We start from the raw sequence: 12566 nt of genomic DNA on the forward strand, positions 1-12566 counted from the left end.
AGATATCTGGGCCGGGTCAGGTGGTGGCGGTGCCGTGAAGGGCGCCCTTGGCGTCCCCCCGATGCACCGGTACGCCGCTGCCGGCGAGGTCGCGCACGGCGTCGAGGTCGCGCGGCGTCACCGCGTCGGCCTCGGTGAGCACGACGGCGGCCTCGAGCCCGGTGGACCCGGAGGCGACGGCCATCGCCACGCAGACGCCGAGCGCCGAGACCTGCAGCGAGGGCAGGTCGACGGTCGCGGCGGCGTAGGTGCGGCCGTCGGCGTCACGCACCGCAGCCCCCTCGGCGGCCTGGGTGCGCGCCCGGGTCGAGCGCGCCAGCGTCACCAGCTTCTTGTCCTCCGCGGCCAGCTCGTCCGGGGCGGGGCTCTCGGGGCTCTCGGGCTTCTCGGTGCTGCTCACTGGTCCTCGTCGTCCTCTCGATGGTCACGGGCGTCGTCGCGGCGGTTGTCGGGGCGGGAGTCGTCCTCGTCCTCGTCGTCGTCGGGCTCGACCCGCGAGATCAGGACGGTCACGATCTTGTTGCGCCGCCCGGCGGTGTCCTCGGCGACGAAGCGCAGCCCGTGCGCCTCGACGGCCGAGCCCGGGATCGGCACCAGGCCGAGGTGCTTGGCCATCAGGCCGCCGACGGAGTCGACGTCCTCCTCCTCGACGTCGAAGCCGAAGAGCTCCTCGAGGTCGTCGACGGGGAAGCGCGAGGAGACCCGCATGACGCCCTCCGCGAGGGTCTCGACCTCGATCTCCTCCTCGTCGTACTCGTCGGTGATCTCGCCGACGATCTCCTCGAGGACGTCCTCGATGGTGATCAGCCCGGCGGTGCCGCCGTACTCGTCGACGACGACGGCGATGTGCTGGCGGCGAGCCTGCATCTCCTTGAGCAGCCCGTCGACGGCCTTCGACTCGGGCACCCAGTGCACCGGGCGCATCACCGACTCGATGCGCTCGGTGAACTGCGCGTCCGGGGCCTCGAAGTCGCGCCGCACGATGTCCTTGAGGTAGGCCATCCCGACGACGTCGTCGAGGTTCTCGTCGACGACCGGGAGCCGGGAGAAGCCGCTGCGCAGGAACAGCGAGAGGCTCTGGCGCAGGTTCTTGTGCTTCTCCACGTAGACCACGTCGTTGCGGGGCACCATCACCTCGCGCGCCGTGGTGTCGCCGAGCTCGAAGACCGAGTGGATCATCCGGCGCTCCTCGGACTCGATGAGCGAGGACGCCTCGGCGAGGTCGACGAGCTCGCGCAGCTCGGACTCGGTGGAGAACGGGCCCTCACGGAAGCCCTTGCCGGGCGTGATCGCGTTGCCGAGGGCGATGAGCACCTGCGGGATCGGGCCGAGCACCCGAGTGATGATCGTCAGCGGCGCCGCCGAGAGCAGCGCCACGGTCTCGGAGTGCTGGCGTCCCATCGTGCGCGGGGCGACGCCCACGACCACGAACGAGAGCACCAGCATCACGCCGATCGTGGTGAGCACGCTGGCCCACCAGGCGCCGTCCATCAGCTCGTCGACCTGCAGCGCGACCAGCACGATCGCCGAGACCTCGCAGGCCAGGCGCAGCAGCAGCGCGGTGTTGAGGTAGCGCGGCGGGTCGTCGAGCAGGCCGATGAGCCGCTTGGCGCCGGTGCGGCCCTCGGCCAGCAGCTCCCCGGCGCGGGCGTGCGAGAACGATCCCAGCGCCGCGTCAGCGGCCGAGAAGACCCCTGCGAGCAGGACGAGGGCGGCTGCGGTGATCAGCAGCCCGATGTCGCCCGCACTCATGCGTCGTCAGAGGTGCGCCAGGCGGCGAGCAGCTCGTCCTGCAGCCCGAACATCTCGCGGTGCTCCTCCGGCTCGGCGTGGTCGTAGCCCAGCAGGTGCAGGATCCCGTGCACGGTCAGCAGCTCGATCTCGGCCGTGGTGCCGTGACCGGCGCTCTCGCCCTGGCGGCGCGCGATCTCGGGGCACAGCACCAGGTCGCCGAGCATGCCCTCCTCGGGCTCCTCGTCGACCAGGCCCGGACGCAGCTCGTCCATCGGGAAGGCCAGCACGTCGGTGGGGCCCTCCTTCTCCATCCACTGCTCGTTGAGCTCGGCGATGGTCGCCTCGTCGACGGCCTTGATGCACAGCTCGGCCTGCGGGTGCACGCGCATCCGGTCCATCACGAAGCGGCTGAGCGCGGCGAGGCCGCGCACGTCGACCTCGAGCCCGGACTCGTCGAGGACCTCGATGCTCATGGACGGTTCCCCTGACGGGTGTGGGCGCGCTCGCTGCGCGCGTCGAAGTCGTCGTACGCCGCCACGATGCGGCCCACGAGCTGGTGCCGGACCACGTCGACGCTGGTCAGACGGTTGAAGCCGATGTCCTCGACCCCGGTGAGGATGTCCTCCACGACCCGCAGCCCCGACTTGGTGCCCCCGGGCAGGTCGGTCTGGGTGATGTCGCCGGTGACCACGATCTTGGAGCCGAAGCCCAGTCGGGTCAGGAACATCTTCATCTGCTCCGGCGTGGTGTTCTGCGCCTCGTCGAGGACGATGAAGGAGTCGTTGAGGGAGCGGCCGCGCATGTAGGCCAGCGGGGCGACCTCGATGGTGCCCGCGGCCAGCAGCTGCGGGATCGACTCGGGGTCGATCATGTCGTGCAGCGCGTCGTAGAGCGGGCGCAGGTAGGGGTCGATCTTCTCGCTGAGCGTGCCGGGCAGGAAGCCCAGCTTCTCGCCGGCCTCCACCGCGGGACGGGTCAGGATGATCCGGTTGACCTGCTTGGACTGCAGCGCCTGCACCGCCTTGGCCATCGCCAGGTAGGTCTTGCCGGTGCCGGCGGGACCGATGCCGAAGGTGATGGTGTGCTTGTCGATCGACTCGACGTACTTCTTCTGGTTCACCGTCTTGGGCCGGATCGAGCGGCCACGGTTGGAGAGGATGTTGAGGCTCAGCACGTCGGCCGGGCGCTCGACGGTCTGGCTGCGCAACATCCCGATGACCCGCTCGACGGTCTCCGGGGTGACGCCCTGACCGGTGCGGATGATCGTGACCAGCTCCTCCAGCAGGCGCTGGGCGAGCGCGATCTCGGCCGGGTCGCCCTCCATCGAGATCCGGTTGCCGCGCACGTGCACCACGGCACCGAAGGTGCGCTCGATCGTGGCGAGGTGCTCGTCGCCGGGACCCAGCAGGCTGACCATGTCGACGCTGTTGGGCACCACGACCGTGTGGCGGCTGCGGGCCGGCTGCGAGGAGGTGTCACGAGCCGCGGTGGAGACGGTGGACGAGGACTCGTCGGCGCTGGCGGGGGTGCTGCGGTCATCGGAGTGGGACATGGATGCCCGGAGGGCGCCTCTCGGTCGCGGGGACGGTGGGTCGAGCCCCTCCATGTTACGGCGTGGGCGCGTACCGTGGACCCATGGCCGGGGGCGAGCACGACATGCGCGCGTGGGACGACGAGGACCCCGACGCCCACGACGACGACTCCGCCCCCTGGTGGTTCCCGGGCGAGCACCTGCCGCCGCACGCCCGGGCCATGGGACTGACCCACCACACGCCCGAGGGCGCGCTGCTCGACTTCGGCGGCCGGCTCGACCCCGCCAAGCGGGTGCACTACTGGACGGCGTGGGCGCTGCTCGTGGTCTTCGGGCTGCCGGTCGTCTTCGCCGTCATGCGGCTGGCCTACCTGTTCTGAGAGCCGCTCGCCACGACCCGGGCCCGGGCTACCGCCAGGTCGCCGACGGCGCGACCGTCAGCACGACCGACCCGCCCTCCTCGACGGGGCTGCCGGGCGCGGGCTCGATGCCGAGCAGGGACCCGCGGGGCAGGACCACCCCCGACGCCGTGCTGCTCGGGTCGGGCGGCGGGGCCGGCTCGACCCGCACCTCGAGCCCCGCGCGTCGCAGCACCCCGGCGTACTGGCGGGTGGTCGCGGGCCGGTCGCCCCACACCGGGGTGCGTCCCGAAGGCAGGGCCAGCGGGACCGTGGTCCACCCGTCGGGCTGCAGCCGCAGGGAGTCGTGCACGAGGGTGAGGTCCACGTCGCCCGGGTCGGCGACGTGCACCGCGAAGGCGACCCCGCGCGACGGCACGGCCAGCACGGTGCGGCACACGCCCTCCCCGAGCCAGCCGCAGTGCTCGCCGGCCAGCAGGGGCTCCCCGTCGACCTCACCGTCCGGTGACAGCCCGTCGAGGAGCAGCGCCCCGTGTGCCGAGCCGGAGTCGACCACGGCCAGTGACGACACCTCCGCGGGAGTCGTCGGCGCGACGCTGGCGGCGCAGTCGGTCACGGCCCCGGTCTCGACGTACACGGTGTCCTCGATGGGGAGCAGGCACTCGGTGTCGCCGGTGGTCCACCAGTCCGGCACGGCGACGACCACGCCTCGGTCGCCGACCCACCGGTACCCCTCCGGTGCCGCACCCCCGGCCTCCCCCGAGGCGGGGTCGAGGCCACTGGAGGCCTCGTCGCCGGAGCACGAGACGACGAGGAGGGTCGCGACCAGCCCGACCACGAGCCGGGCACCCCTGTTCCAGGACATGGCGGTACGACGCGCGCGCAGGGCAGGCGGTTCCCACCCGCCCGCTCAGAGCCTCCCGGTCGGCTCCTCGTCGTAGGCCACCTGCAGCATCCCCAGGCACATCTCGTCGGTGGAGCCCTCGCCCCACAGCACGTACTTCTCGTCCTGGCCCTCGAAGGCCGGCAGCTTGTCGCGCAGCCACTGCTGGTGCCGGCAGGTGACGGTCAGCGTCTCCCCGGGCTCGAGGCGCAGCGGCTCGACCGGCTTGCTCCCCTGGTCGTCGAAGTCCCACTGCCGGATGTCGAGGAGCCGGCGTTCCTGGTCGGTGCCCGCGTTGGCGACCACCGAGATCTGTCGGCCGAGCAGGTGCATGTGCCCGGCGACGCCGAGGACCGTCATCGACTGCTGGACCCGACGGGTGCACGTCGTGGTCTCGGAGGGCCCCTCCCCCTCGCCGCACAGCAGGTGCAGCACGTCGGCGGTCGCCGCGGCACCGCCGAAGCGCTGGCGCAGGTCGACCATCGCCGCGTCCCGGTCGCACAGGGGCCCGTCGGACAGGGCCTCGCGGCAGGGCAGCTCGACAGGAGCAGGCATCAGGTAGGTGTGCAGCGGGGTCAGGTCGCGGTCGCCCGGCATCCAGCGCAGCTGGGTGGCCGACCGGTCGGCGGACTGACCGCGCAGCAGGTTGTAGTGCACCTGCATCACGACGCGGGCCCCGGCCTCGAGCCGGACGCCGTGCCCGTCGCGGATCCGGGTCTCGTCGCCGCCCGGCGCCCACGCCGCCAGCCAGCTGGCGTCGGAGATGTTGGCGGCGGTGCCCTCGACGCCGCTGCCGCCGAAGCAGGTCCAGCCGGGGTCGACCGTCTTGTCGTCCAGTGCCTCCGCCTGCGCGACCTGCGCCTCGTCGACGCGGAAGAGGATGACGTGGTGCACGACCTCGGGGTTGCCGGGCAGCACGTTGCTCCCGGTCAGCCACACGTCCTCGTCCAGCTCGGGGTCGAGCAGGAAGCAGCGGTAGTCGTCGGTGCCGGTGCTGCCCGGCGCGGAGGGCGTGTACGAGGTCGGCATCTCCAGCGTCATCCGCCGCTCGCCCCGGCGCAGCGGCAGCTGCTTGCCCTGGGGCAGCGACGAGAGCTGGTCGGCGACGACCTCGGGCGGCTCGACCGGGGCCAGCACGCTGGCGGGGTCACCGGTGCGCCGGTCCTGCGACGTCAGGACGCTGACGCCCGCGACCACGACCGCCACGGCGACCAGGGCGGTCAGCGCGAGGACGACGACCCTGCGCCGCCCCGGCGCCGGGCCCGTCTGCTGGGGTCCGCTCATCCCGGCGGCCAGGCCAGTGGCCGGCCGGCCAGCACGTGCAGGTGGGTGTGGAACACCGACTGCCCGGCCTCGGCCCCGGTGTTGAGGACGAGCCGGTAGTCGTCGGGGTAGCCCTCGGCCGCCGCGACCGCGGCGGCGCTGGTGACGAGCTCGGCCAGCACAGCGGGATCGCCCGCGGCCAGCTCCGCGGCGTTCGCGTAGTGGGCGCGCGGGACCACCAGCACGTGCGTGGGCGCCTGCGCGTTGAGGTCGCGGAACGCGACGGTCCCCTCGGTCACGTGCACGACGTCACCGGGGACGTCCCCCGCCACGATCTTGCAGAACAAGCAGTCCTTCACGTCTTCCTCCCAGGTCGATGGTCCCACGATGCCCCCCATGGTGTCGGCTGTGACGCGGATCCGAATCTTCCACCCCCGGGTGTCAACCCCGGGGAGGGGTCGCGCGTCGCACTAGCGTGACCACCCATGCGCATGTTCTGCACCACCGGGCCGGCGTCGTGACGCCCCCCGGCGGTCGGTGGGACGCCGACGAGGCGCTCGAGCAGCTGTACGCCGCGCACTGGCGCGAGCTGGTGCGGCTCTCCGTGCTGCTGCTGCGCGACGTCGGCGCCGCCGAGGAGGTCGTGCAGGACGCCTTCGTCGCCGTGCACGGCAGGTGGGACCGCATCCGCGACCCCGCCAAGGCGCTGGCCTACCTGCGCCAGAGCGTCGTGAACGGCTCCCGCTCCGCGCTGCGCCACCGCGCGGTGGTGCACCGACACCTCGCCGCCCAGCCGCCGCCGGCCACCGCGCCCGGTGCCGACGAGCGCAGCCTGGTCGCCGCCCGTCGCGAGGCCGTGCTCGACGCGATGCGCGCCCTGCCCGAGCGGCAGCGCGAGGTGCTCGCGCTGCGCCACTACCTCGACCTCTCCGAGGCCGAGATCGCCGACGCGCTGGGCATCAGCCGCGGCTCGGTGAAGAGCCACGCCTCCCGCGGCTCCGCCCGCCTGCGCGAGCTGCTCGCGTCGTACCTGGAGGACCGCTCATGAACGCCCACGACCCCCGCTCCGATGCTGACCTGACCCGGCTGCTGTCCGAGGCCGTCGACGGCGTCGAGCCCACCGACAGCCTCGGCGAGATCCGCGCCCGCACCCGCGGTGCCGGCAGCAGCGCCTCGCCGCGCCGGTGGTGGTACGCCGGCGGCGGGCTGCTGGCCGCCGCCGCGGTCGTGACGGCCGTGGCCGTGCTCGGCGGCGGTCCCGCCGACGACCGGGCGGTCGACCCGGCCGCACCGTCCGTGGCGCGACCGGCCGTGACCGCCGACGTGGAGCTCTACTGGCTGGGCACCACCCCCCAGGGGCCGCGGCTCTACCGGGAGCTGACCGAGGTGGTCGTCGCCCCCGGCGAGAACAAGCTCGCGGCCGCGGTGCGCGCCGTCGTCGAGGGCAGCCCCGACGACCCGGACTACCGCTCCGCCTGGGACGGCCACCTCGTGGAGTCGGTCGAGCAGGACGCCGACGGCTCCGTCGACGTCCTGCTGACCCGGGGCGGGTCGACTCCGCGCAGCGGCGCCCTCGGGGCCCGGCAGATCGCCCACACCGCCTGGGACGTCCTCGGGGAGCGGGTGGAGGTCAGCATCGAGACCAGCGACCCGTCCGGTCCGTCCGAGGGCGTAGGGGTGGGACCGGACGGCAACGACCTCGGCGTGCTCGCCCTGGTGAGCATCGACTCACCCGCCGAGGGCCAGCAGGTGAGCGGCACGTTCACCGCGACCGGGCGCGCGTCGTCGTTCGAGGCGACGGTGCCGTGGGAGGTCCGCGACGCCGCGGACGAGGTGGTCCTGGACGGCTTCGCCACCGCCGAGGGCTGGATGGACCGGCTCTACCCCTGGGCGGCCGAGGTCGACGTCTCGGGCCTCGCACCAGGCACCTACACGTTCGTCGCCATGACCAGCGACCCCTCCGGCGGCGAGTCGGGCGGGCCGTTCACCGACACACGGGCCATCGTGGTCCCGTGAGCACGAGGGAGAGCACCATGACCACACCGACCACCCCCACCCGCAGCCGCCGTACCGGCCGCGCGCGGCTGCACCGATCGCTGGCAGGCGCTGCGACGGCTGCCCTGGCGCTCGGCGTCCTGGCCGGCTGCGGCGACAACGACGGCGACCGCGCCGACGACCCCGCCCCGGCGGGCAGCACCAGCAGCCCGACGGCCGGCGAGACGGAGCCCTCCGTCAGCACGGAGCCGTCGCCCACGGCGAGCGAGCCCGCGACGCAGGAGCCTGAGGAGACCAGCACCGTGCCGGTCTACTACGTGGGTGACAGCCCGATGGGCCCGCGGCTGTACCGCGAGTTCCGCAAGGTCAGCGGCGACCCCGCGCTCGGGGCCGCCGACATGGTGGCCGCCGGCGTGCCCGCCGACCCCGACTACCGCGCGGCGTTCCCCGTCGACGGCAGCTTCTCGTCGGTCCGCCTCGACGAGGCCGCCGACCTGATCATCGCGCAGGTGCCCGACGACCGCTGGGCCGACCGGCCCGCGGGGACGTCGAAGAAGCAGGCCCGCCTGGCCATGCAGGCGCTCGTCTACACCGTCCAGGGTGCGCTCCAGAGCCGCGCGCCCGTGCAGGTCGTCGGCGAGCCCGACGGACCCGCCGTGCCGATGTTCGGCATCGCCACCGGCGGCGGCGTCAAGAACAAGTCCCAGCTCGATGTGCTGGCTCTGGTCAGCGTCACCAGCCCGGAGTCCGACGCCGAGGTGTCCGGCACCTTCACCGCCAGCGGTGTCGCGTCGTCGTTCGAGGCCACCGTGCCGTGGCAGGTGCGCGACGCCTCGGGTGCCGTGGTCGTCGACGGCTTCGCCACCGCGGAGGGCTGGATGGACCGGCTCTACCCGTGGTCCAGCGAGGTCGACGTCTCCGGCCTCGAGCCGGGTGAGTACACGTTCGCGGCGATGACCGACGACCCCACGGGCGGCGCCGAGGGGCCCGGCCCGTTCGAGGACACCAAGGTGATCAGCGTCGGCTGAGCCCGACGACGTACGAGGCGGCGGGCCCGCCGCGGCTACAGGTCGCGGTGGACCTCGCTGGCCGGCGGGGTGGCCGGCGACCTGTTGAGGTTGATGATCGCCAGGGCCAGGCCGCCCCAGATCACCAGCATCGCCACCACCATCATCACGATCGCTGACGTGCTCATCGCTGCACTCCTTCCTGGGTGCTCGTGGGACCTGTCCGTTCCTCGACCGGGCCGTCGACCGTGGCCTCGTCGCGCCAGCGCAGCCGCGCCAGCACGAAGCCGACCACGATCACCGCGAGCGCCGAGCCCCAGCCGAACACGGCCAGCATCCAGGTCGGGAACGGCGCCGTCGGGTCGCCGTACGGCGTCTGCACGTCGGTGATGAACGAGTCGACGAGCACGTATGTCAGCGCCAGCGGGGTGACCACCCCGACCAGGGCACGCCACCACAGCCCGATGTGCACCGAGGTGTGGTCGTTGAGGTGGGCGGCCAGCATCGGCAGCGCCTTGAGGCCCCACACGACGACGACCATCGAGACCACCGCGACCAGCAGGATGCCGAACTGGTTGATGAAGTGGTCGACGATGTCGAGCACGTGCAGGCCGCTCGTGGTGCCGAGGAACAGCACGCTCACCAGGGCCATGGGCAGCGCCACCACCAGCGTGGCGGCGACCCGCTCGAGCTCGAACTTGTCGCGCACCGCGGAGATGACGACCTCGGTGATCGAGATCAGCGACGTCAGGCCGGCGATGACCAGCGAGGCGAAGAACAGGACACCGATCAAGGCCCCCGCCGGTGCCTCGTTGATGATCGCCGGGAAGGCGATGAAGGCCAGGCCCACGCCGCTCGAGGCGACCTCACCGACCTCCTGGCCCTGGTCCTGGGCCATGAAGCCGAGGGCGGAGAAGACGCCGATGCCGGCGAGCAGCTCGAAGCCGGAGTTGGAGAACCCGACGACGAGACCCGCACCGGGCATGTCGGTGTGGCGGCGCACGTACGACGAGTAGGTGATCATGATGCCGAAGCCGATCGACAGCGAGAAGAAGATCTGGCCGAAGGCCGCGGCCCACACGCTCGGTTCAGCCAGGGCGCTCCAGCTGGGCTCGAAGAGCGCCTCGAGGCCCTGTCCGGCACCGGGAAGGAACAGCGCGACCACGACGAGCGCGCCGAAGCTGAGCACCAAGATCGGGATGAAGACCGCCGCCGTGGCGCCGATGCCCTTCTGCACACCGAGCGCCAGCAGGCCGATGACCAGGGCCCACACCACGACCAGCGGGATCAGCACGCCGGCGACCGGGGTCGCGCTGACCCCCGGCTCGCTGGTCTGCAGGAACTCCCCGATGAAGAAGTCGCCGGGCTTGGCACCCCAGGACTTGTTGAAGGAGAAGAACGTGTAGCGCACCGCCCAGGCCAGCACGGCGGCGTAGTAGATCGCGATGACGGCGCAGATGCCGACCTGCCACCACCCGATGCCCTCCGCGCCGCGACGCATCCGGGCGAAGGAGAGCGGCGGCGAGCCGCGGAACTTGTGGCCGATGCCGTAGTCGAGCAGCAGGAACGGGATGCCGGCCGTGAGCAGCGCGACCAGGTAGGGGATGACGAACGCTCCCCCGCCGTTCTCGTAGGCGACGTAGGGGAAGCGCCAGATGTTGCCCAGCCCCACGGCCGAGCCGATCGCCGCCAGGATGAACACCCGGCGGGACGAGAAGGCGCCGCGGCGCTTCTCCTCCGCGACGGCAGCGGACGCGCTCACAGGACCTCCCGAAGACGATGGTGACGACCACCACACCCTAGGCCTCCTGGTCGGCACCGGTCACGCCGGCAAACCCGCTGCCCGTCGTTCACCGCCCAGATGGGGTGATGATCGAGCTGGCCGGTCTCGGGGCGCCGAAGGTCAGTGAGTTCGCGATCATCGAGTACGGCACCGCGCTCGGGATGTCGAGCGACGCCGCGGTGCGCTACGTCGCCCACGTCGTCGAGATCCGCTACCGCCTCCCGCGCCTGCACGCCAGGTCGTGGCCGGCCGGGTGCCGGTGTGGCGATCCAGCCGTGTCGCCGAAGCCACCCTCGGACTCCCGCTGGACGGTGCCGCGTTCGTCGACCAGCACCTCGCCCCCGTCGCCGCCACCCTCTCCTACGCCGGGATCGACCGACTCGTCGAAGAAGCCCGAGCCCGCTTCGACCCCGAGGAAGCCGAGGAACGGCTACTCATCGCGGCCGAGACCCGCAACCTCGCCATCCACCTCGCCTCCGCCACCGCCGGTGGCCAACAGGTCGACGGCACCGTCGACATCACCGGCTGCCTCGACCTCGCCGACGCCCTCGACCTCACTGGCGACGACTCCGCAGCCCGGGTGCCCGCACGCCAGGTCGTGCTCAACGTCCACCTCACCGACCAAGCCCTGCGCGGAGTCGACCCCACCACCACCGGCGCCGGCATCCACCTCGCCCGCATCGAGGAGACCCGCAGCCTCATCACCCTCGACCAGGTCACCGAGTGGCTCCGCGTCCCCGGCACCCAGGTCGCCTGGCGCACCGTCACCGACCTGCCCAGCAGCGTCCGTGGCGGCATCGACGCCGAGGCGTTCGAGCACCCCTTCCGCACCCAGCCGACCGCGCCGGACCACGCACGCAGGCATCACCGATCACCAGCCAAGACATCCACTGGTTCGCCGACCACCCCGGACTCCAGGCCTTCCAACGCCGGTCCGTCGACCTCACGTCGACCGAGGCGGTCGACACCTACGAGATCCCCGAACGCCTCGCCGAGCAGACCCGCCAACGCCACCCGCGCTGCAGCTTCCCGCACTGCACCCGACGGGCGCGACGCCGCAAGCCGGACGAGACCCACACCGCCTGGCACTACCGGCCCACCCCCACCGGGTTCCTCTGGACCAGCCCGCACGGCTACCAGTACCTCGTCGAACCCCTCACCACCACCGACCTCGGCCAAGCACCCCGCCCCGGCGCCCCACCACCGACCTGACCACCCAGGACCCCCCTCGGGTCGGCCAGCGTCACGCCCTGCCCGGCAGCGCTGAGGCTCAGGACCAGCGCGGGGTGCGGGAGAGCAGGGCGGCGGTGGCGGCCAGGCCGGCGGTGGAGGTCCGCAGCACCTCGGCACCCAGCCGGACGGAGCGGGCGCCGGCGGCGACGAAGGCGGTGAGCTCGTCGGGGGCGATGCCGCCCTCGGGCCCGACGACGACCACGAGGTGGCCCTCGGCGGGGACGAGGAGATCGGCGAGGGAGTCCGTGGCGTCCTCGTGCAGGACGACAGCGAGGTCGGCGCCGGCCAGCAGGGCCACGACCTCGGCAGTACTGGCCATCGGGTCGACCTCGGGGTGCCAGGCCCGACGGGCCTGCTTGGCGGCCTCGCGGGCGGTGGAGCGCCAGCGGGCCACCGACTTGGCGGCGCGCTCGCCCTTCCAGACCGCGACCGAGCGCGACGCGGCCCACGGCACGATCCGGGCCACCCCGACCTCGGTGAGCACCTCGACCGCGAGCTCGCCCCGGTCCCCCTTGGGCAGCGCCTGCACGACCGTCACCGAGGGAGCGGGCTCGGGCGCCGTCTCGACGTCGAGCGCCTCGACGACGAAGACCCTCTTGCCGGTGCTGGTGACCTCGCCACGCACCGAGACGCCGCGACCGTCGGTGAGCACGACCTGCTCACCCACGCGCAGGCGCCGCACGGCGACCGCGTGGTGGGCCTCGTCGCCCTCGACCGTGACCTCGGACCCGACCCGCGCCTCGGCGAGCGTCGGCACCAGGTGCACCGGCAGGGACAC

Annotated in this window: 15 protein-coding genes; 4 read left to right on the forward strand and 11 right to left on the reverse strand. The window is 72.8% G+C overall.

Annotated elements, in window-relative coordinates:
* Positions 1-16: 16 nt before the first annotated feature.
* Genes I601_RS18750 through I601_RS18765 form a run of 4 tightly spaced genes read right to left on the reverse strand, consistent with a single transcriptional unit; the run spans position 17 to position 3151 of the window.
* Entirely contained in the window at positions 17-400 is a 384-nt protein-coding gene (locus tag I601_RS18750; RefSeq protein ID WP_068113154.1) for a cytidine deaminase, read from the reverse strand.
* Positions 397-1752, reverse strand: a complete 1356-nt coding sequence (locus tag I601_RS18755) for a hemolysin family protein (protein ID WP_068113157.1) — start codon at positions 1750-1752, stop codon at positions 397-399. The genes I601_RS18750 and I601_RS18755 overlap by 4 nt, the downstream gene beginning before the upstream one ends.
* Positions 1749-2207, reverse strand: a complete 459-nt coding sequence (gene ybeY / locus I601_RS18760) for an rRNA maturation RNase YbeY (RefSeq protein WP_068113160.1) — start codon at positions 2205-2207, stop codon at positions 1749-1751. The genes I601_RS18755 and ybeY overlap by 4 nt, the downstream gene beginning before the upstream one ends.
* The gene (locus I601_RS18765) at positions 2204-3151 is read right to left on the reverse strand and encodes a PhoH family protein (RefSeq protein ID WP_237089646.1); all 948 of its coding nucleotides are present in this window, start codon (positions 3149-3151) and stop codon (positions 2204-2206) included. Before I601_RS18765 ends, ybeY begins: the two co-directional genes overlap by 4 nt.
* 218 nt (positions 3152-3369) lie before the next feature.
* On the opposite strand from I601_RS18765, the gene I601_RS18770 reads away from it, so the two are divergent.
* Positions 3370-3645 (forward strand): hypothetical protein, encoded by a 276-nt coding sequence (locus tag I601_RS18770; protein WP_068113164.1) that lies wholly within the window; start codon positions 3370-3372, stop codon positions 3643-3645.
* A 28-nt stretch (positions 3646-3673) separates the two neighbouring features.
* On the opposite strand, the gene I601_RS18775 is transcribed toward I601_RS18770, so the two are convergent.
* Genes I601_RS18775 through I601_RS18785 form a run of 3 tightly spaced genes read right to left on the reverse strand, consistent with a single transcriptional unit; the run spans position 3674 to position 6156 of the window.
* Complete coding sequence (locus I601_RS18775; protein WP_157520313.1) at positions 3674-4489, reverse strand: hypothetical protein; 816 nt, start codon at positions 4487-4489, stop codon at positions 3674-3676.
* A 45-nt stretch (positions 4490-4534) separates the two neighbouring features.
* On the reverse strand, positions 4535-5791 hold the full coding sequence (locus I601_RS18780) for a monooxygenase (protein WP_068113168.1): 1257 nt from the start codon (positions 5789-5791) through the stop codon (positions 4535-4537).
* Positions 5788-6156, reverse strand: coding sequence for an HIT domain-containing protein (locus I601_RS18785; RefSeq protein ID WP_237089474.1), 369 nt, complete (start codon positions 6154-6156; stop codon positions 5788-5790). The genes I601_RS18780 and I601_RS18785 overlap by 4 nt, the downstream gene beginning before the upstream one ends.
* Positions 6157-6287: 131 nt before the next feature.
* Here I601_RS18785 and I601_RS18790 point away from each other — a divergent pair, with 131 nt between their 5' ends.
* Genes I601_RS18790 through I601_RS18800 form a run of 3 tightly spaced genes read left to right on the forward strand, consistent with a single transcriptional unit; the run spans position 6288 to position 8793 of the window.
* Positions 6288-6818: a SigE family RNA polymerase sigma factor gene (locus I601_RS18790; RefSeq protein WP_084527828.1), complete on the forward strand. Its 531-nt coding sequence runs from the start codon at positions 6288-6290 to the stop codon at positions 6816-6818.
* A complete protein-coding gene (locus tag I601_RS18795) occupies positions 6815-7786 on the forward strand; it encodes a Gmad2 immunoglobulin-like domain-containing protein (RefSeq protein WP_068113174.1) in 972 nt (323 codons plus the stop codon). Before I601_RS18790 ends, I601_RS18795 begins: the two co-directional genes overlap by 4 nt.
* Positions 7787-7803: 17 nt before the next feature.
* Complete coding sequence (locus I601_RS18800) at positions 7804-8793, forward strand: Gmad2 immunoglobulin-like domain-containing protein (protein WP_068113177.1); 990 nt, start codon at positions 7804-7806, stop codon at positions 8791-8793.
* Positions 8794-8828: 35 nt separating this feature from the next.
* On the opposite strand, the gene I601_RS20925 is transcribed toward I601_RS18800, so the two are convergent.
* The 4 genes from I601_RS20925 to I601_RS18815 all read right to left on the reverse strand — a co-directional run bounded on the left by I601_RS20925 (position 8829) and on the right by I601_RS18815 (position 12566).
* Complete coding sequence (locus I601_RS20925) at positions 8829-8960, reverse strand: methionine/alanine import family NSS transporter small subunit (protein WP_084527830.1); 132 nt, start codon at positions 8958-8960, stop codon at positions 8829-8831.
* Positions 8957-10534 (reverse strand): sodium-dependent transporter, encoded by a 1578-nt coding sequence (locus tag I601_RS18805; RefSeq protein WP_068113180.1) that lies wholly within the window; start codon positions 10532-10534, stop codon positions 8957-8959. The genes I601_RS20925 and I601_RS18805 overlap by 4 nt, the downstream gene beginning before the upstream one ends.
* Before the next feature lie 451 nt (positions 10535-10985).
* Positions 10986-11375, reverse strand: coding sequence for a hypothetical protein (locus I601_RS18810; RefSeq protein WP_157520316.1), 390 nt, complete (start codon positions 11373-11375; stop codon positions 10986-10988).
* 450 nt (positions 11376-11825) lie between these two features.
* Complete coding sequence (locus tag I601_RS18815) at positions 11826-12566, reverse strand: 16S rRNA (uracil(1498)-N(3))-methyltransferase (RefSeq protein WP_068113188.1); 741 nt, start codon at positions 12564-12566, stop codon at positions 11826-11828.

It is taken from the genome of Nocardioides dokdonensis FR1436, assembly GCF_001653335.1.
In the GTDB taxonomy this organism is placed as follows: domain Bacteria; phylum Actinomycetota; class Actinomycetes; order Propionibacteriales; family Nocardioidaceae; genus Nocardioides; species Nocardioides dokdonensis.